Origin of the sequence: Aeromonas sp. 61P (assembly GCF_051919545.1) — a bacterium.
Taxonomy (GTDB): domain Bacteria; phylum Pseudomonadota; class Gammaproteobacteria; order Enterobacterales; family Aeromonadaceae; genus Aeromonas; species Aeromonas veronii.
In genome coordinates, this window is record NZ_JBQBEL010000001.1 from 1512712 (window position 1) to 1531534 (window position 18823).

Below are 18823 nucleotides of genomic sequence, written 5' to 3' on the forward strand. Positions count from 1 at the left end.
GGTTATCAGGTGTAAATGCGATTTATTGGCATGATTGGCTAATTTAATTCTGTTTTTAGCCCAATCCTGCCACAAAATAAAAAACCGGAGCGAGATTGCTCCGGTTTGGTCTCTGACAACTGCTCGTCGGCGGACTAGATCACCCCGAGCTCCCGCAGCCGCTCCATCAGGTAGCTGTGGGCGGTATGACGCTCGGAGAGCACTACATCCGGGCGCGGATGGAGGAACAGCGGCAGGGAGATACGCGACTTGGCGGCGCTGCCACCGGTCGGGTTGATGACGCGGTGAGTGGTGGAAGGGTAGTAGCCGCGGGAGGCCTCCTGCAGCATGTCACCGATGTTGATGATGAGGGTGCCAAAGTCGCACGGCACGTCCATCCATTCGCCATCGGAGCCCTTCACCTGCAGCCCCGGCTCGTTGGCGGCGGGCAGAATGGTGAGCAGGTTGATATCCTCGTGGGCGGCGGCGCGGATGGCGCCCGGCTCCTCGGTGCCATCGAACGGCGGATAGTGCAGCACCCGCAGCAGGGTCTTCTGGCTCTCTTCGATCATCGAGGAGAGCGGGCAGCTGTAGTTGGCGGCAATATCGGCCGGGGTGTACTGCTCGACCCAGCTCAGCAGCTCTGCGGCCAGACCGTTGGCGAGGCGATAGTACTCCATCGCCTGCTCTTTCAGCTCTTGTGGCATCTGGCCCCAGGGGTAGATGTGGAAGTACTCCTTGATGTCTTTCTGGCTATGGCCCTTGGCCACCTCGGAGACCGACGGCGGGAAGTAGCCATCCTGAGTCTCGCGGTTGAACAGGAAATCCTGCTTCTGCTCACTCATGAAGAAGCGATACCAGTTGTCGTAGATGGACTGCACCAGCTCTTTCGGAATAGGGTGGTTGGTCAACACGCCAAAGCCGGTGGTTCGCAGGGATTCGGTGAAGCGTTGGGCCGCATCGGGTGAGCGGTAATCGACGGTCAGGACTTTCATTGTTTTTGTTGCGCGCCAGTTAAAAGATGGCGCAGTTTACCTTGCACCTGATAACAAGGAAAGCGGGTTGGCCGCCCCGTCCGGCACGGCGTTGAATAGTGATAAAAACATCAAATAAGCCGCGCCAGACCGCATGGGAGCGCATCCCTTGTTATGGCCTTTTATCCTCTCTAGAATGCCGCTCACTATCTTTTCCGGAGTCTGTCCATGTCCCTCAAAATCCTGTTGCTGACCCTGCCGGTATTGCTGGCGGGATGCAGTGCCCTGTCAGAAGATGAGTGCCGCACCATGAGTTGGTACAACCTGGGTTATCAGGATGGATCGGAAGGCAAAACCCGTCAGGCGACCCGCGACTACGTTTCTTCTTGCAGCGAATATGGCCTCAAAGTGGATGAGGCCGAGTGGAAACGGGGCTACGACAAGGGGCTGGAGCTCTACTGCATTCCCGAGCTGGCTTACAGCAAGGGCAAGGAGGGGCAGGCCTATCTGGGGGTATGCCCCAATGACGCCAGCTTCCTCAAGCAGTATCAACGCGGCTACGAAGAGTACAAACTGGCCGCCCGCATGCGGGAGATCAGCGACGAGCTGGAGCGTACCGAGCGGGATATCGATACGCTGGAGCGCAGCATCCGCAACGAAACCAACACGGAACAGCGCGACTACTACCGCGCCAAGCGCGATCGGGCCATTCGCCACTACGAATCCCTGCGCCGGGAGTACAACCGTCTGCGCTATCCGGATCGGGTGATCCAGTTCTCCTTCGGCGGTTAATCCCTCTCTTCATGGCCAGCCCGCGTGCTGGCCATGTTGCATCCCGTCAGATCAGGGCAGTACCCAGCGCTGCAGCGCCAGTGCGATACCATCTTCGTTGTGGTCGGCCGTGACCCGGTGGGCATGGCTCTGGATCTGCGGGGCCGCATTGCCCATGGCCACCGCCAGCCCCACCTGCTCGAACATGCTGATGTCGTTGTTGTTGTCCCCAAACGCCACCACCTGATCCATCGCAATCCCTTCGCTGGCAGCCCACTGGGCCAGCCGGTTGCCCTTGCTGCAACCGGGCTGTACCAGCTCTACCGCATAGGGGGCCGCCCAGTCGCGGGTAAAGGGCATCTGCTCGACCACCTCGCCCATAAAGGTGTGCAGGCGCGCCGGATCCTGATTGAACAGCTCCAGCTTCCAGACCGGGTTGTCGAGCCAGCCTGCCAGCTCCTCGACCGGGTGGAGGGCGATCTTGAGGTGGTCCGGCTGATTGGCCGACCAGTGGCGGATGCGGGTGACATGCTCTTCGCAGCCGATGTAGCCGATCCCTTCGCTCAGGTGGAACAGGGCGCCCATCTGTTGTGCCTCGACCGCGGCCAACAGCTCGGTAAGCGGGGCGGCCGCCAGCGGGTCGCCACTTAGGATCCGGTTCTGCACCGGATCATAGAGATAGGCGCCATTGCTGCAGATGAGAGGGGTATCGAGGGCCAGCTCGTGGTGGAAGGGACGTGCCGTCATGTAGTGGCGCCCCGTGACCAGCAGCACCTTGATGCCGTGGGCGCGGGCCTGCGCCAGGGCTGCCCGGGTGGCCGACGAGATCTTGTGATCCCGGGTCAGCAGGGTGCCATCCATATCGAGGGCGATGGCCTTGTACTCACTCATAACTCCTCCAGCATCGAACAAATCCGCAAGAGCCTTACCGTCCCAGACCCGGCGCCCCGATGCAAGTCTTGCCCGCGGCCGAAGCGCCGAACTGTGATCCCTTCGTGGCTCAGGTGCAGCTGGCCAGCTGTTGACGACGGTCGGCACGGCGACGCAGCAGATAGAAACCGGCGGCACTGGCAAGGGAGCAGAGGGTGGCGAGATAGAAGGGCCACTCGGTACCGGCCAGCAGCACCAGACTGCCGAGCAGCACCGCCAGGATCTCGCTGCCCACGGCGAGGGCGCGGTAGAGCCCCATCGCCTGCCCCTGCTGCTCCGGGTGACTGCGGTTGGAGATCGCCACCGAGGTGGCCAGCTCCCCCAGACTCATGCCGATGCCAGCGGGAACGAAGGTTAGTGCCAGCCCCCACCAGTGCACGGGCAGGATAAAGAGCAGCATGCCGCTCGCCATCACCAGATGGCCGACAATGCCGAGGGAGCTGCCGCGCCAGTGACGGGCGATGCGGGAGCCGAGCCAGGAGCCCGCCATCATCGGCAGACTCACCAGCACCGCTGCCTGCGCCAGCTGGGCCGGATCCCAGGACAGCCGCTCCACCAGCCAGATATTGAAGTAGGTGAAATAGAGCTGCACGGCGCCATAGCTGATCAGGGTGAGCGCGAAGTAGGGGAGCAGGGCCGGTTGCAACAACAGCTGGCGGCTGGAGAGGGTCGCTGTCTGACGGGTGGCCGCCACCGGCGGACGATAGGGGATCAGCCAGTAGACCAGCAGCAGGTTGAGCAGGGTCATTCCTACCGCCAGCCAGGCGGCCAGACTGTAATCCCCCGAGATCACCGCGGCGTAGCCCCCGATCATCGGTCCCACGACCCAGCCCAGATTCATGCCGATGTTGATCCAGGCGAAGCTGCGCGCCTTGTGCTCCTTGCCGGCGAGATCCGCCGCCATCGCCTGCACGATGGCGATGTTGCCGTTGCACAGCCCCTCCACAATCCGGCTGAGCAGCAACAGGGGGAGGGAGCGCCAGGTGATACCGAGTGCCATCAGGGCATAGCCTGCCAGTACCCCCGCCAGCGAGAGCAACAGCAGTGGCTTGCGGCCATAGCGGTCGGAGAGGCGACCGAGCCAGGGGCTGCCCACCAGCTGGAACAGGGGATAGAGCCCCATGATGACCCCCAGCCACACCTTGCGGCTCCAGTCGGAGGCTTCCGGCGTCAGCATCCCCTGTGCCGGATCCAGCAGCAAGGGGGCCAATACCGGGGAGGGGAGGCTGAAGCCGGCGACCGCCAGCGTGACCGTCATCACCAGCACCCAGAGGGGGTTTTTGGGCTGTTGTTTCGCCATGTCGCACCTATTAAGTAAAGTAATTGGTTTATTTATGCTGGGTGATAATTGGCATTAAGTAAAGTGAATTGTTGATTTAATAAAGGGGGCTCCCCATAATGGGGTCATGAACGCAAGCACCGACAAGATCCTGTTTCTGCTCAAGAGCCATGGCCCGCAGAGCGCCGCCGCGCTGGGGGAGCAGTTGCAGATGACCTCCATGGGCGCCCGCCAGCACCTGCTCGCACTGGAGCAGGAGGGGTGGGTCACATTCAGCGACGAGGCGCGCGGACGCGGTCGTCCCGTGCGACTGTGGCAGCTCACCGAGCAGGCCTGGCAGCGCTTCCCCGATACCCATAGCGACCTGACCGTGCAGCTGATCGACAACGTGCGCGAGCTGTTTGGCGAGGAGGGGATGGAGCGGCTGATCCTGCAGCGGGAGCAGCAGATGCTGGCGCGCTATCAGCAGACGCTGGGCAACAAGGGGTTGTCCGGTCGGCTGGAGGCGCTCAGGGAGCTGCGCAGCCGCGAAGGCTACATGGCGGAGATCCGCCGTGAGGAGGATGGCAGCTGGCTGCTGTGGGAGAGCCACTGCCCCATCTGTGCGGCGGCGCGCGCCTGCCGCGGTTTTTGTCGCAGCGAGCTGGCGCTGTTTCGCCAGCTGCTGGCGCCAGCGACGGTGGAGCGGGAGCAATATCTGCTGGAGGGGGCGCATCGCTGCCTCTATCGCATCACGCCGCCCGCGCTCTGATTGCGCCAAACGCCCAAAAACAACAAAGCAGGCGCCGGGATGCCTGCTTTGTTGCCTTCGGGGAGGGGGTTCTCTCGTTCCAGCCCGTCGTTTCCCGATAAGGTAAGACGGCTGATGGGGCTCTTGACCCGGTAAGGTCCTTCACCGCAGAGACCCGGTCAGGTATCTGCTTTGCCACCGGAAGATGTAACCATAGTATCCCTCCCGTGCCGGTGAGTGGTTGCAAAGTAACCACTTATTTCGGTTGTTTTTGCAATAGTTCACCCTTAATCTAGGAAAAGTGGATTAGTCATTGCAACGAGGAAGGGTAAATGCTGAAACTTGATCGCATAGACAGACATATTCTCGAGCTGATGCAGGAGAATGGCCGCATCAGCAATCTGGAACTGGCCGAGCTGGTGGGGCTCTCGCCGTCCCCTGCTCCCGCCGGGTCAAGGCGCTGGAGGATGCTGGCCTCATCGACACCCACGTTACTCTGCTCAACGCCCGCCAGCTTGGCCTCACCCTCACCGCCTACATTCACATTTCCATGGACAGACATACGCCCGAGCGGTTCGAGAATTTCGATCGCGCCATCAGCGAACTGCCCGAAGTGCTGGAGTGTGACCTCATCACCGGCAATGATGCCGACTACCAGCTCAAGGTGGTGGTGCGCGACATGGAGCACTACCAGCACTTCCTGCTGGACAAGCTGACCCATATTCCGGGGGTGACCGGAGTGCGCTCCAGCTTCGTGCTGCGCCGCATCAAGCACAAGACGGCGCTGCCGCTCAACCATCTGGGTTGAGCTCGCGCAAGCCGCTTATAGACACAGAAAGAGGAGGCCACTGGCCTCCTCTTTTGCTATTCGCTCTTGGTTATTCGGTAGTGGTTATCGGGTCTGGATTAGCTGTCGCGGTGACGGGGCGACTGCCGTGGTCAGACACTGACCTGGCTGATGTCTTCCACCTGCAGCAGCCAGCCGCTCTGCTCCTGCTGCGGTTCGCCGCTGACCCGCAGCCGCTCGCCGGTCGGCACCCACTGCCCCTCGGGCAGGGAGACCAGCAGGCTCTCGCTGCCGTTGTCGAACAGCCAGCGATCTTCGCCAAGCGATTCAATCAGATAACCTTCCATCTCCACTCTGGACTCGGCTTGCCAGGATGGCGCAACGGAATCACGGCTCTCGATGAAATCCCCCTGAACACCAAAACTGGCTAGCCCCCACAGAATGGAGAGCCCGACGATGGATGTTTGCATCTTGTCTCTCCTCTTTTGGAACTGTAGGGCCAGTATGGGAACAGAAAACTGAGCGCACCATGAACAAGGTGGCAAAGTGCTGGCGAGATCGCGAAAAAATCCGGCCAATTGGCCGGCAGTGTCATTTTATGGTGTCTGGATCACACTATTTGGCGGCTTCTTCTGCCATCCGTTCAGCTCTTGGCTTATTCGTCCACATGGCTACACCGCGATGATCCCCACAGATCCCCTCTGCGACCACGGCGCGAACCCGGGTGCCATCTTTGCAAATGGCCTGCCAGGCGTCGGCATCATCGATGGCGAGCGAGTTGGGGGACGGCGAGGTTTGGCAAGCCGTGAGCAGCAGGGCGCACAGGGGGAGCAATTTTTTCATGGCGGACTCCTCGGGATGATGGGGGACTGAGAGGGTGGGGATGACCTCTCCATCCGGGCTTCACTCCCCAGCATCAGTGATAACCGGTTAAGGGGCAAGGGGAGGGGCTACCGACAGGCGCAGGTGCCGTGCAGCCGGGGCTTGCCCTGTACTCTCCTTGGGCCTAAGGTGGGGCCGTTTTACTGCCTTATTGAAGGAGCGTTTTCATGTCCACTCTCTATCCCCGCGTCGGGGTCGGCGTCATCCTGACTAACGCCCAAGGCCAGGTGCTGCTTGGCAAACGCAAAGGGAGCCATGCCCCCTACTGGTCGATCCCGGGTGGTCATCTGGAGTTGGGGGAGAGCTTCGAGTCGGCGGCGATCCGCGAGGTGGCCGAGGAGGCGGGACTTGAGATCCACGGGCCCGAGGTGGTGGCGGTGACCAACAATCTGGAGACCTGGCGCGAGAGCGGGTTGCACTATATCTCGGTGACGCTGCACGCTAAGGCCGATGGTGAGCCGCAACTGCTGGAGCCGGAGAAGTGCGAAGGCTGGGTCTGGTGCGATCCGCGCGCGTTGCCCGAGCCCCATTTCGACGCCAGCCGTCAGTCCATCGCCTGCTGGCTGGCGGGACGCTGCTATCTGCCGGGTGATGTGCCAATGGTGTCTGCCGAATCAGTCTGATTGTCATAAAACGATCATCGCGCTGTCATAATATCTCCTCTCCATCGGGAGAAGAGGGATGAGGGGGAAGATCGTGGGGCAGGTATTTATTCAGTTTTTATGGCTGGGATGCATCAGCTTTGGTGGTCCGGCCGCTCATATCGGCTATTTCCAGCGTACCTTCGTCCAGCGGCTCGGCTGGCTGACACAGGCCGAATTTGCCCGCTTGCTGGCGCTGTGCCAACTGCTGCCGGGGCCCGCCTCCAGCCAGCTTGGTTTCGCCATCGGTCGTCATCGTGCCGGTCTGGGCGGGGCGCTCTCAGCTTTTCTTGGCTTCACGCTGCCCTCATTTCTGCTGCTACTGGCGGCCGCGATCGGCATCGGCCAGCTGGGCAGCAATCTGTGGCTCGATGCGGCGCTGCATGGCCTCAAGCTGCTGGCGCTCATCGTGGTGGCCGATGCAGTGCTCACCATGAGTCGTCAGTTTTGTGCCACGGGAATGACCCAAGGGATTATGGTGGTGACCGCTGCTGCACTCTGGTGGCAGCCCGGTCTGCTGACTCAACTGTTGATGCTGGCGGGAGCGGCGTTGATCTGCGCCCGCAGCCAGCGCGGGGAGGCTAGTGTGCCAGCCTCCGCCGAGCAGCCTTCTGCCGCCAGCAGTCAGCCTCATTGGCCGACCCTGCTGCTGTTTGGCATCCTTTTTATCGGCCTGCCGCTGCTCGGCAGCCCGCTTGGCCAGCTGGCTGCCGACTTCTATCGCGCCGGCAGTCTGGTGTTTGGCGGTGGACATGTGGTGCTGCCGCTGCTGCAAGAGAGCGTGGGCCACACTCTCAACGAGCAGCAGTTTCTGACCGGTTACAGCCTGGCCCAGTTGGTGCCGGGCCCCATGTTTACCCTTGCCACCTATCTTGGCGCCCAGCTGCAGCCCGAGATGCCGCTGATCGGGGCCTTGTCGGCGACCCTGGCGCTCTTTGCTCCGGGCTTTCTGCTGCTCTGGGCGGTGGGCCCCTGCTGGCAACAGTGGCTGGCCCGGGCCCGTCTGGCGGGGGCCGTCACCGGAATCAACGCCGCCGTGGTGGGCTTGTTGCTGGCGGCGCTCTATCAGCCGGTGTGGCAGAGCGCGGTGCTGGCGCCGACCGATCTGGCGCTGGCGGCCATCGGCTTTTATCTGCTGCGGGTGGTGAAGCTGCCGATACCGGCCATTGCGGCCCTGCTGGTGATGGCCGCCATCCTGCTGGCGTGAATGCGGTGAAATCCCGATAAAAAACGGCGCCTCCGTGATGGAGGCGCCGTTTTTATTGCAATGGGTCAGCCGCTTAAGCGTCGGGATCGAAATCCAGACTCAGGCTGTTGACGCAGTAGCGCTGGCCTGTCTCGGTCGGTCCGTCGGGGAAGACGTGACCGAGGTGAGAGCCGCACTGGCGGCAGGTGATCTCCACTCGCCTCATGCCGTGGCTGTTGTCCTCGGTGTACTCCACCGTCCCCTCGATGGCCTTGTCGAACGAGGGCCAGCCGCAGCCGGAATCAAACTTGGCTCCTGAGTGAAACAGCACGCTCTTGCAGCAGACACAGAGGTAGTCGCCGCTCTTGCGATTGTGGAGCAGGGCGCCGCTGTAGGGGCGTTCGGTGCCCTTCTCCCAGCAGACGTGAAACTGCTCGGGGGTCAGTTTGCTGCGCCACTGTTCCGGATTGTTACTGCTCATACCGACTCCTTGCCATCCATACCGGAGCCCAGCATAGCGGCTCCGTAAAGCTGACTCCAGCATGCCTCTTATGCTTTGCCTGTATCTGTGATCGAGGTGGCAACCATCTCCTCACCGGATGCAGGGAGAATTTCCTGCTGCGGTGGCTGGGCATCCTCCGCCGTGCTGGACAATGCCACCCGCTCCAGCAGTTTGAGGGAGTGGGCCCGGCCGACTGCCACCTGCCGTTTGATGTCATCGGGCAGGAAGGGCAGCCCATCGTTGGTGGCGGTGTCGATGGTCTGGATCCACTCCAGCCCTTCCCCCGGCGGCGGCAGGCGGAACTGGATGTCATAATCGCTGGCGTTGAACAGCACGTACCAGCGCTCGCCGACACAGTTGATCATGCCGATATCCATGGCGAACGCCTGCCCCATGGGGGCGTGCCAATCCTGATCGGTGAGCTGGTGGCCGTCCGGGTGATACCAGTTGACCTGATGGCAGCTGGACGGGGTGCCATTCCAGCTGTCGTCGCTCAGTTGCAGGTTGGAGAAGACACACGACTCCGCCCGCAGCGCCATCATCTGCTGGGTGAAGGCGAACAGCCGTTCATCCTCCGGTCGCCACTGCCAGTTGACCCAGCTGATCTGGTTGTCCTGACAGTAGGCGTTGTTGTTGCCAAGCTGGCTGCGGCCCATCTCGTCCCCGGCGAGGAAGTGGGGAGTGCCTTGGGAGAGCAGCAGGGTGGCAATCAGATTGCGTTTCTGCTGCTGGCGCAGGCTGTTGACCCGCGGATCCAGGGTTGGTCCCTCTACCCCGTGGTTATAGGAGAGGTTGTTGCCGTGGCCATCGCGATTGTCTTCACCGTTGGCCTGATTGTGGCGCTGGTTGTAGGAGACCAGATCCTCCAGGGTGAAACCGTCGTGATAGCAGAGGTAGTTGACGCTGGTGTGGGGGGAGCGCCAGTTCTTCGGGAAGATATCCCGCGACCCCACCAGCCGGGTGGCAAAGTCCCCCATCTTGCCCGCATCACCGCGCCAGAAGGCGCGCACCGTGTCGCGGTAGCGGTCATTGATCTCCTGCCACTGGCTCGGGAATTGACCCAGCCGGTAGCCGAAGGGGCCTATGTCCCAGGGTTCGGCGATGAGCTTGACCTGTGACAGCACAGGATCGGCCATCACGGCTTTGAAGAAGGCGCCCATGGGCTCGAACTCCCCCGCTTCCCGCGCCAGCGTCACCGCCAGATCGAAACGGAAGCCATCCACCTGCATCTCGGTGACCCAGTAACGCAGGGCATCGAGCACCAGCCGCAGGGTGTTGGGGTGATCCAGATTGACGCTGTTGCCACAACCGGTCACGTTGGCGTGACGGGTGTAGTCCGGGCCGTGGGGGCCCGCTTCGAAGGCGTAGTAACCGGCGTTGTCAAAGCCCTTGAACGAGAGGGTAGGGCCGTCGAAGCCAGAGGCGGCAGTGTGGTTGTAGACCACATCTAGGATCACCTCGAACCCGGCACGGTGCAGCTCGCGCACCATGGTCTTGAACTCGGTCACCGCCTCGTCCGCCCTGGTGCTGTAGCGCGGCTCGGGGGCGAAGAAGGCGATGGGGTTGTAGCCCCAGTAGTTGGTCAGTCCCAGCTGCTCCAGTCGCGGTTCCGACATGAAGGCGGCCACCGGCATCAGCTGCACCGAGGTGATGCCGAGGCTCTTCATATGTTCGATAACCAGCGGGTGACTGATGCCAAGGTAGGTGCCCTGCAGCGCTTTGGGGATCCCCGGGTGCTGCTTGGTAAAGCCCTTGACGTGGGCCTCGTAGATAATGGTGCGGGCCGGACTGATCCCGGGTTTGCCAACCCCTTGCCAGTCAAAACTGTCATCCACTACCACCGACTTGGCAATCATCCCGGCACTGTCACCCTGATAGAGGGCTTCATCCCAGTAGGTGGGACGACTGAGCGCCTTGGCGTAGGGGTCAATCAGCAGTTTTTGCGGATCGAACAGCATCCCCTCCTGCGGGGTGCCATAGACCCGATAGCCGTAGCGCTGACCGGCCTTTACGCCGCGCACGTAGCCAAAGCGATACTGGCCACGGCGGCCGGGCAACTCCAGCCGCATCAGCTCCTGCTCCTGCTCGTCGTACAGGCAGATCTCCACCTTGTCCGACTGGGGGGCCCAGATGCAGAAGTGGCAACCATTCTCGTCAAGGCGGGCCCCCAGCGGGTAGCCCACCCCTTTTTCCATTACAAGCATCAAGACTCCTGTTTGATAAACAAGGTCGCCAGCGGCGGCAGATCCAGCACTATGCTGTGTGCCATCCCCTGCCAGGGGGTCGGCTCGGCAGCGAACACCAGACCTACATCATAGTTACTGCCCCAGTAATACTCGCTGTCGGTGTTGAGCACCACCCGATAGTGGCCCGCCGCAGGGACGCCGATCCGATATTCGATACGGGGCACCGGGGTGAAGTTGCAAGCCACCACAATAGCCTGCTTGCCCTCTTTGTCCGCCCGCAGCCAGGCAAAGATGCTGTTGTCGGCATCGTTGTGATCCAGCCAGCGGAAGCCGGTCTGCTCATAATCGGCCTGATACAAGGCAGGCTCATGACGGTAGAGGTGGTTGAGATCGTGGATCAGCCGCTGCTGACCGGCATGCTTGGGATATTGCAGCAGATGCCATGGCAGCTGGGCATCGTGGTTCCACTCGTTGCTCTGGGCGATTTCGGTGCCCATGAAGTTGAGCTTCTTGCCCGGGTGGGCGTACATGAAGCCCATGTAGGCGCGCAGGTTGGCAGCCTGCTGCCACTCGTCGCCCGGCATCTTGTAGAGCATGGAGTGTTTGCCGTGCACCACCTCGTCGTGGGAGAGCGACAGGATGAAGTTCTCGTCATAGTGGTAAACCATGGAGAAGGTCATGTCGTTGTGGTGGTAGCGACGGTGGATCGGCTCTTTCTGCATATAGGTGAGGGTGTCGTGCATCCAGCCCATATTCCACTTGAAGCCAAAGCCGAGGCCGCCGAGGAAGGTGGGGCGGGAGACACCGGCAAAGGCGGTGGACTCTTCGGCTATGGTCATGGCGTGGGGATACTTGCCGTAGACCTCCTCGTTGGTCCACTTGAGCAGGCTGATCGCCTCGTAGTTGTGGTTGCCGCCATCGACGTTCGGTACCCACTCACCGGCGTTGCGGGAGTAATCCAGATAGAGCATGGAGGCGACCGCATCCACCCGCAGGCCGTCGATATGGAACTTGTCGAGCCAGAACAGGGCGCTCGCCACCAGGAACTGGCGCACTGTGTCGCGGCCAAAGTCGTAGATGTAGGAGTTCCAGTCCGGGTGCCAGCCACGGCGCGGATCCTCGTACTCGTAGAGCGGGGTGCCATCGAAGCGGGCCAGGCCGTGGGCATCGGACGGGAAGTGGGCGGGTACCCAGTCCAGAATGATACCGATGCCGGCCTGGTGGCACTGGTCGACGAAGTATTTGAAATCATCGGCGGTGCCGTAGCGGCTGGTGGGGGAGAACATGCCCACCGGCTGGTAGCCCCAGGAGCCGCTGAAGGGGTGCTCGGAGACCGGCAGCAGCTCGATGTGGGTGTACTCCATCTCCTTGACGTAGGCGACCAGCTCCACTGCCAGCTCGCGCCAGCTCAGGCTGTCGCCGTTGGGGTGGCGCTTCCAGGAGCCGACGTGCAGCTCATAGATGGAGAGCGGCTGCTCGCGTTTGTCGTTGTACTGGCTGGCAATCCACTCGGCATCCTGCCACTGGTACTGGGCGTGGTCATAGACCACGGAGGCGAACGACGGATACTGCTCGCAGTAGAAACCGACCGGATCGCTCTTGTGGGGCAGCCGGTTGCCCATGGGGTCCTTGAGCTCGAACTTGTAGCGATCCCCGGCCTTGAGGCCCGGCACAAACAGCACCCAGTGACCGCAGAGGCTGCGCTGCATCGGATGGCGGCGGCCATCCCAGAAGTTGAAATCGCCGATGAGGCTCACGGCGGTGGCGCTCGGCGCATAGACCGCAAAACGCACCCCTTCCACCAGCTGGCCAAGATGCTCCACGGTGCGCAGCTGGGCGCCAAGGGTGTGGTAGAGGTTTTCCGGCTGGGCGGTCAGTTCGGCCAGGCCTGCCCAGGCGGCATCCTGAAACTGATAGGGGTCGATGACCTCGGTGGTGGCATCTTGGTAGCTGGCGATCAGCTGATAGGGGAAGGAGTTTTTGCGGCGGGTGAAAACAGTTTCAAAAAGACCCGATTCATCGGTGGGCGCCAGGGTGGCAACGACTTTGCCCGACTTGAGATCCTTGACGCGGACTTCGAGGGCATCAGGCAACCAGGCGGTCAGTTTGAGGCCGAGCCCATCCGGATTGGCCTGCAGGCCTAAGTGAGAGAAGGGATCGGAACAGCGGGCAGCAACCAAACGTTCAACGAGCATCGAGATTTCCTTTCATGACAGAGCATCCACTCCGGCCGAAGCCGGAGTGGATTTAGGTGAGAGCGCTGTGGGAGACAGCGTCTCAACGACTGGCCTCATCACGGGCTTGGCTCATCTTGCCAGCCAGTGCCTTGAGTGCCTCATTGGCAAAAATATCTTCCAGATCAGCGGAGAGCTTGCGGCGCCAGTTGGGGTATTCGTAACTGGTACCCGGTACGTTGACCGGCTTGTCCATCTCCAGCCAGTCTTCCAGCTGGGTACTGAACAGGGCGCAGCTGCCGCGGGACATGTGGATCTGCAGACCGTGGTTGAGTTCGGTGTTCATGCCGACCCAGTTCACGTCATGACTGATGTTGTCAGAGATGACCTTGTGGGCATGCAGGCTGTCGAGGATCCGCTGTTTGGCCTGGTGACGATCAGCATACAGAGTCTTCAACACATCTTCATCCGGATACAGACCCAGTTGACGGCCGAGTGCCAGATCATCGCAGTGCCAGAAGCCCTTGAGGGTTGGCATGTCGTGGGTGGTCAGGGCCGACATAGCTTGCTCGGTGTAGTGCGCCGGAGAGATAAAGCCGCCATCTTCCTTGGAGCGCTCGAAGAAGAACACCTTGTAGGAGTGGACGCCGTTCTCTTTCAGGGTCACGTCGATCCCCTCCGGCACGGTGCCCAGATCCTCGCCGATCAGCAGGCACTGATTGCGGTGGGATTCGAGGGCCAGAATGCCCAGCAGATCGTTGACCGGATAATAGATGTAGGCGCCCTTGGCGGCGGACGCTCCGGGCGGTACCCACCACAGGCGCAGCAAGGCCATCACGTGGTCGATGCGCAGTGCGCCACAGGAGCGCATGTTGGCACGGAACAAGTCCACCATCGGCTGATAGGCCGCGTCAAACAGCTTGTTCGGGTTCATCGGGGGCAGGCCCCAGTTCTGACCGAGCGGGCCGAGGATATCGGGCGGCGCACCGACCGAAGCTTTCGGGCAGTAGAGATCCTGGTTGGCCCAGATCTCGGTGGAGCCTTCGGAGACGCCCACCGCCAGATCCCGGTAGATACCCATCACCATGCCGGCAGCCTTGGCACGGGCATCGGCTTGCGCCAGCTGCTCGTCGGCCAGGAACTGCAGATAGAGGTAGAAGTTGACATCTTGCGGGTGCGCGGCCATCCAGGCGGCAACGGCAGGATTGTGGTAATCGCGCAGCTCCTGCGGCCATACCGGCCAGCCCCAGGCATTTTCGCCTTTGGCATAGAAGTGGGCCTGCAGGGCATCAAATGCAGCCTGCTGTTGCAGGCTGTCGCCACCGGCGGCCACGAAGGCATCAAAGGCGGCCTGACGCTCGGCGCTCAGGGGGGCTTCATCGAACACCTGACGCAGCATGCCGAGTTTGGTCTGGATCACGCCGGTGTAATCGACATTCTCTTTGGCGCGCAGATCGGCCAGATGTTGCTGGAAGGCAGGACTTGCCACTTCCGCCTTCAGGCGATCGCTCTGCTGGAATTCGGGCACCGCTTCCACATTGATATAGGCCACGTTGAGCCAGCGACGGGAAGAGGGGCTGTAGGGACTGGCGCTCTCCGGATTGGCCGGATAGAGGGCGTGGATAGGGTTGAGGCCGACGAAGTGGGCACCCCAGGCGGCGGCTTTCTCAACCAGCTGGCCCAGATCGCTGAAATCACCGATACCCCAGTTGTGGCGGCTGCGCAGGCAGTAGAGCTGCACGCTCGGGCCCCATACCTTGCGGCCATCGGCGATCGGCGCCTGTTTGTAGCAGGCCTTGGGGGCGACGATGAGGCGCATGGCGGCCAGCGGTTCGTCATTGCCCTCTTCCAGCAGCACCAGCTGGTGATAACCCAGCTCCGGGGCCATATCCAGAGTGACACGATAGGCCTGGCACTCCATCTCTTCAAATTCGGCCACGCCGACCAGCTCACCCTCGATGGGGGTGAATTGACCGGACAGCACTGCACCCTGCTCCTGCTGGAGCTGCCAAGTGAGGGCGTCGTTGACGAATTCGATGGGGAGGCGAACCTCAAGGGTAACGGCGTCGCCGGTGCGAACCACCATCACAGGATCCAGCGCCCGCAGCCAGTGCTGGCGATGCTCCTCTTCCAGCTGCTGCACCAGTGCGGCCTCGTCATCGACGCGGTAGCCCATGGCGCCCAGCATGGCGGCCTTGCTCTCTTCTGATACCTGGGCCGGGTGGCCCCAGGCATCGACATACTCGCTGGCGATACCTTTTGCGGCAGCCAGCTGTTCAATCAGGGTGGTCATAGTTTGAGAATTCCCGCTGTGGATTCTATCTATACTATTTTGTTTGATTTTTATGGGGTGGTACTTGAACAGTGGCTCTATGGGCCATGCTAAACCGCGCACATTTTTACATATCTCTGTGAATGGTTGTGTGACCGAGTAGGCACTATTGTTGATATCTGCGCGATGCCACGATCTGGCACTTTTTTCGTCAAAACGTGGTAATCAGTTACATAAACAGAAAATTAATTTCACAGTTTTTCATGATATAGCGCAATTTCAGACAGAATGTTGGTTGACTCACCGGAGAGTTCTAGTAAATTTACAAGCGGAATTTTCTTTGACTACTGAACAGTTAGGTAACTAAATATGACTATCAAAGTAGGTATTAACGGTTTTGGCCGTATCGGTCGTTTCGTATTCCGTCTGGCTTGCGAGCGTGCAGACATCGAAGTTGTTGGTATCAACGACCTGATCGATGTTGACTACATGGCTTACATGCTGAAGTACGATTCAACTCACGGTCGTTTCAACGGTACCGTTGAAGTTAAAGACGGCAACCTGGTTGTAAACGGCAAAACCGTACGTGTTACCGCTGAGCGTGACCCGGCCAACCTGAAGTGGGGCGAAATCGGTGTTGACGTTGTTGCTGAAGCTACCGGTCTGTTCCTGACCGACGAGACTGCTCGTAAGCACATCGCTGCTGGTGCCAAGAAAGTTGTTCTGACTGGCCCGTCCAAAGACGCTACCCCGATGTTCGTAATGGGTGTTAACGACTCTACCTACGCTGGCCAGGACATCGTTTCCAACGCTTCCTGCACCACCAACTGCCTGGCACCGATCGCCAAGGTTCTGAACGATACCTTCGGTATCGAGTCTGGCCTGATGACCACCGTTCACGCTACCACTGCTACCCAGAAGACCGTTGATGGTCCGTCTGCCAAAGACTGGCGCGGTGGCCGCGGTGCGGCTCAGAACATCATCCCGTCCTCTACCGGTGCTGCCAAGGCTGTTGGCGTAGTTATCCCGGAACTGAAAGGCCTGCTGACCGGTATGGCTTTCCGTGTTCCGACTCCGGACGTGTCTGTTGTTGACCTGACCGTTAACCTGAAGAAAGCTGCCACCTACGCAGAAATCTGCGAAGCGATGAAAGCTGCTTCCGAAGGCGCTATGAAAGGCGTTCTGGGCTACACCGAAGACGAAGTTGTATCTACCGACTTCCTGGGTGAGCGTCAGACCTCCGTATTCGACGCCAAGGCTGGTATCCAGCTGAACGACAAATTCGTTAAAGTTGTATCCTGGTACGACAACGAAATGGGCTACTCCAGCAAAGTTCTGGACCTGATCGCTCACATCTCCAAGTAATTTGGGATGCGCAATCGCGTAGCTTGAAAAAGGCGGCCATTGGCCGCCTTTTTGTTTTTCGGTTTCCCCTGATGACAGGAGTCCACATGCAATCCATTCGTCCCCTGACAGCCAATTGTAAGCTTGCCAACAATGCCGCCGGTCTGCCGGTTCTCACCATCAACAACGGCTATGCCAAGGCCGAGATCAGCCTATTTGGCGCCCATGTGCTGAACTATCAGCGTCATGGCGAGCCGGCCTCCATCTGGCTGAGTGACAAGGCGGTGCTGGATGGCAGCAAGCCTGTTCGCGGTGGTATCCCGATCTGCTGGCCCTGGTTTGGCCCGGCGCCCGCCCGCGTTGGTAGCGGCAAGCCCTCCCACGGTTTTGCCCGCACCACCCTCTGGATGCTGGACGGGGTCTCCGATCACGCCGATGGCACGCTCGTTCATCTTTCCCTGCGCGACAGCGACGCAACCCGCGCCCTGTGGGATCACACCTTCGAGCTGGAGCTGGATGTGCTGGTTGGCAAAGAGCTCTCGCTGGTGCTGACCACTCGCAACACCGGTAGCCAGCCGCTGACTTATAGCGGTGCGCTGCACACCTATTTGCAGATCAGCGCACCGGAGGCGGTGAGCGTGAGCGGTCTGGGCGAGCCCTATGCCGACAAGCTGACCGGACAGGATGCCAAGCAGCAGGGTACATTGACCCTGAGCGGGCCGCTGGATCGGGTCTACTGGCAGCCAGAGGCGTTGGTGAGCGTGCAGGATGGTGAGCGCGAGACCCGGGTTGTCAGTGGCAACCACGACAGCGTGGTGGTCTGGACCCCCTGGCTGGAAGGGGCTACCGCCATGGCCGACATGAGCGACGATGGCTATCGCACCATGCTCTGCGTCGAAGCGGCCATCGCCGGTGAGGCGGGTGTGACCGTTGCGCCGGATGAAGAGCACAGTCTCTCCACCGTAATCATCTGAGTTGGATGAGGTTCAGATAAATAAAGAGGGCTCCCGCGGGAGCCCTCTTTGCATCTCGTGATGGCGGCAATCAGGCGTTGCCCTGAGTCTTGAGCTTGAGTTCGGCGGCGAAATTGAGCATCCGGTCGAGGGGGATCAAGGCTTTGACCCGCAGATCTTCGTCGACATGGATCTCGTGGCGCTCGGCACCATCGGTGAGGGCCTCCTTGATCGCCACCAGACCGTTCATCGCCATCCAAGGGCAGTGGGCGCAACTGCGGCAGGTGGCGCCATCGCCACCGGTCGGTGCTTCCACCATCTCTTTCTCCGGACAGGCCTGCTGCATCTTGTAGAAGATGCCCCGATCGGTCGCCACGATCAGCTTCTGCTGGGGCAGCTCTTTGGCCGCCTTGATCAGCTGACTGGTGGAGCCCACCGCATCGGCCAGCTCGATCACCGAGGCGGGGGATTCCGGATGAACCAGCACGGCGGCGTCAGGATTCTGCTCTTTCAGCTCGCGCAGGGCGCGGGCCTTGAACTCGTCGTGGACGATGCAGTGGCCCTGCCAGCGCAGCATCTGCGCCCCGGTCTTCTTCTCGATATAGGCACCCAGATGGCGATCCGGGCCCCAGATGATCTTGTGACCCAGACTGTCGAGGTGCTCGACGATTTCCAGCGCAATGCTGGAGGTCACCACCCAGTCAGCCCGTGCTTTGACTGCGGCCGAGGTATTGGCATAGACCACCACGGTGTGGTCGGGATTGGCATCGCAGAAGGCGGAGAACTGTTCGATGGGACAGCCCAGATCGAGGGAGCATTCGGCCTCCAGAGTCGGCATCAGCACCCGCTTGTGGGGGCTCAGGATCTTGGAGGTTTCCCCCATAAAGCGCACCCCGGCGACGATCAGGGTTTGCGCCTCGTGATCGCGGCCAAAGCGGGCCATCTCCAGTGAGTCACCGACGAAACCGCCGGTGGCTTCGGCCAGCGCCTGGATCTCGGGATCCGTGTAGTAGTGGGCAACCAGTACCGCCTTGCGCTCCTTGAGCAGCGCCTTGATTTCTGTGGTCAAGGTCATTCTCTGCTCGGCACTCAGGGGAAGAGGTTTGGCCGGAAAGGGGTAGTCCATTGCGACTACCGGCGGGACACTGCTCAGTGCATTGCTCATTGCGACTGTTCCATCAACGCTCGGGAAGGCAAAAATTATAACCAGAAGCCTGCCACAAACCCATCAAC

16 protein-coding genes and 1 pseudogene are annotated in these 18823 nt (G+C 60.8%); 7 read left to right on the forward strand and 10 right to left on the reverse strand.

Annotated features, from left to right (window positions below; all coding sequences use genetic code 11):
- Positions 1 to 134: 134 nt before the first annotated feature.
- Positions 135 to 974 (reverse strand): isopenicillin N synthase family dioxygenase, encoded by an 840-nt coding sequence (locus ACTG2O_RS07420; protein ID WP_421209596.1) that lies wholly within the window; start codon positions 972 to 974, stop codon positions 135 to 137.
- Between the two features lie 207 nt (positions 975 to 1181).
- On the opposite strand from ACTG2O_RS07420, the gene ACTG2O_RS07425 reads away from it, so the two are divergent.
- The gene (locus ACTG2O_RS07425) at positions 1182 to 1745 is read left to right on the forward strand and encodes a DUF2799 domain-containing protein (protein WP_058056590.1); all 564 of its coding nucleotides are present in this window, start codon (positions 1182 to 1184) and stop codon (positions 1743 to 1745) included.
- Positions 1746 to 1796: 51 nt separating this feature from the next.
- Here ACTG2O_RS07425 and ACTG2O_RS07430 read toward each other — a convergent pair whose 3' ends face one another.
- Positions 1797 to 2615, reverse strand: coding sequence for a Cof-type HAD-IIB family hydrolase (locus tag ACTG2O_RS07430; protein ID WP_088868474.1), 819 nt, complete (start codon positions 2613 to 2615; stop codon positions 1797 to 1799).
- Between the two features lie 109 nt (positions 2616 to 2724).
- Positions 2725 to 3954, reverse strand: a complete 1230-nt coding sequence (locus ACTG2O_RS07435; RefSeq protein WP_439975535.1) for an MFS transporter — start codon at positions 3952 to 3954, stop codon at positions 2725 to 2727.
- A gap of 106 nt (positions 3955 to 4060) precedes the next feature.
- Here ACTG2O_RS07435 and ACTG2O_RS07440 point away from each other — a divergent pair, with 106 nt between their 5' ends.
- Together ACTG2O_RS07440 and ACTG2O_RS07445 are read left to right on the forward strand one after the other, a co-directional pair.
- Positions 4061 to 4684: a helix-turn-helix transcriptional regulator gene (locus tag ACTG2O_RS07440; protein WP_439975536.1), complete on the forward strand. Its 624-nt coding sequence runs from the start codon at positions 4061 to 4063 to the stop codon at positions 4682 to 4684.
- Positions 4685 to 4995: 311 nt separating this feature from the next.
- Positions 4996 to 5471: pseudogene (locus ACTG2O_RS07445) on the forward strand (Lrp/AsnC family transcriptional regulator).
- 131 nt (positions 5472 to 5602) lie between these two features.
- On the opposite strand, the gene ACTG2O_RS07450 reads toward ACTG2O_RS07445, so the two are convergent.
- A complete protein-coding gene (locus ACTG2O_RS07450; protein WP_005343224.1) occupies positions 5603 to 5920 on the reverse strand; it encodes a hypothetical protein in 318 nt (105 codons plus the stop codon).
- Between the two features lie 145 nt (positions 5921 to 6065).
- A complete protein-coding gene (locus ACTG2O_RS07455) occupies positions 6066 to 6293 on the reverse strand; it encodes a hypothetical protein (RefSeq protein ID WP_236285211.1) in 228 nt (75 codons plus the stop codon).
- 206 nt (positions 6294 to 6499) lie between these two features.
- Between ACTG2O_RS07455 and ACTG2O_RS07460 the strand changes: the two genes are divergently transcribed.
- Both ACTG2O_RS07460 and chrA read left to right on the forward strand, forming a co-directional pair.
- Positions 6500 to 6955, forward strand: coding sequence for a nucleotide triphosphate diphosphatase NUDT15 (locus tag ACTG2O_RS07460; protein ID WP_439975537.1), 456 nt, complete (start codon positions 6500 to 6502; stop codon positions 6953 to 6955).
- Positions 6956 to 7013: 58 nt separating this feature from the next.
- A complete protein-coding gene (gene chrA / locus ACTG2O_RS07465) occupies positions 7014 to 8180 on the forward strand; it encodes a chromate efflux transporter (RefSeq protein WP_439975538.1) in 1167 nt (388 codons plus the stop codon).
- 73 nt (positions 8181 to 8253) lie between these two features.
- Here chrA and msrB read toward each other — a convergent pair whose 3' ends face one another.
- The 4 genes from msrB to malQ all read right to left on the reverse strand — a co-directional run bounded on the left by msrB (position 8254) and on the right by malQ (position 15314).
- Positions 8254 to 8640, reverse strand: coding sequence for a peptide-methionine (R)-S-oxide reductase MsrB (msrB, locus tag ACTG2O_RS07470; protein ID WP_439975539.1), 387 nt, complete (start codon positions 8638 to 8640; stop codon positions 8254 to 8256).
- Positions 8641 to 8708: 68 nt separating this feature from the next.
- Complete coding sequence (gene glgX / locus ACTG2O_RS07475) at positions 8709 to 10865, reverse strand: glycogen debranching protein GlgX (RefSeq protein ID WP_439975540.1); 2157 nt, start codon at positions 10863 to 10865, stop codon at positions 8709 to 8711.
- Positions 10865 to 13042, reverse strand: a complete 2178-nt coding sequence (gene glgB / locus ACTG2O_RS07480; RefSeq protein WP_439975541.1) for a 1,4-alpha-glucan branching protein GlgB — start codon at positions 13040 to 13042, stop codon at positions 10865 to 10867. Before glgB ends, glgX begins: the two co-directional genes overlap by 1 nt.
- An 82-nt stretch (positions 13043 to 13124) precedes the next feature.
- Positions 13125 to 15314 (reverse strand): 4-alpha-glucanotransferase, encoded by a 2190-nt coding sequence (malQ, locus tag ACTG2O_RS07485; protein WP_236361872.1) that lies wholly within the window; start codon positions 15312 to 15314, stop codon positions 13125 to 13127.
- Positions 15315 to 15662: 348 nt separating this feature from the next.
- Here malQ and gap point away from each other — a divergent pair, with 348 nt between their 5' ends.
- Positions 15663 to 16658, forward strand: a complete 996-nt coding sequence (gene gap, locus ACTG2O_RS07490; protein WP_005335708.1) for a type I glyceraldehyde-3-phosphate dehydrogenase — start codon at positions 15663 to 15665, stop codon at positions 16656 to 16658.
- Positions 16659 to 16744: 86 nt separating this feature from the next.
- On the forward strand, positions 16745 to 17611 hold the full coding sequence (locus tag ACTG2O_RS07495; RefSeq protein ID WP_236361875.1) for a D-hexose-6-phosphate mutarotase: 867 nt from the start codon (positions 16745 to 16747) through the stop codon (positions 17609 to 17611).
- Positions 17612 to 17681: 70 nt separating this feature from the next.
- Here the strand turns inward: ACTG2O_RS07495 and nadA are convergent, their stop codons facing one another.
- Positions 17682 to 18755 carry a quinolinate synthase NadA gene (nadA, locus tag ACTG2O_RS07500; protein ID WP_005362945.1) on the reverse strand — a complete coding sequence of 358 codons (1074 nt, stop codon included), beginning with the start codon at positions 18753 to 18755 and terminating at the stop codon, positions 17682 to 17684.
- Positions 18756 to 18823: the final 68 nt, after the last annotated feature.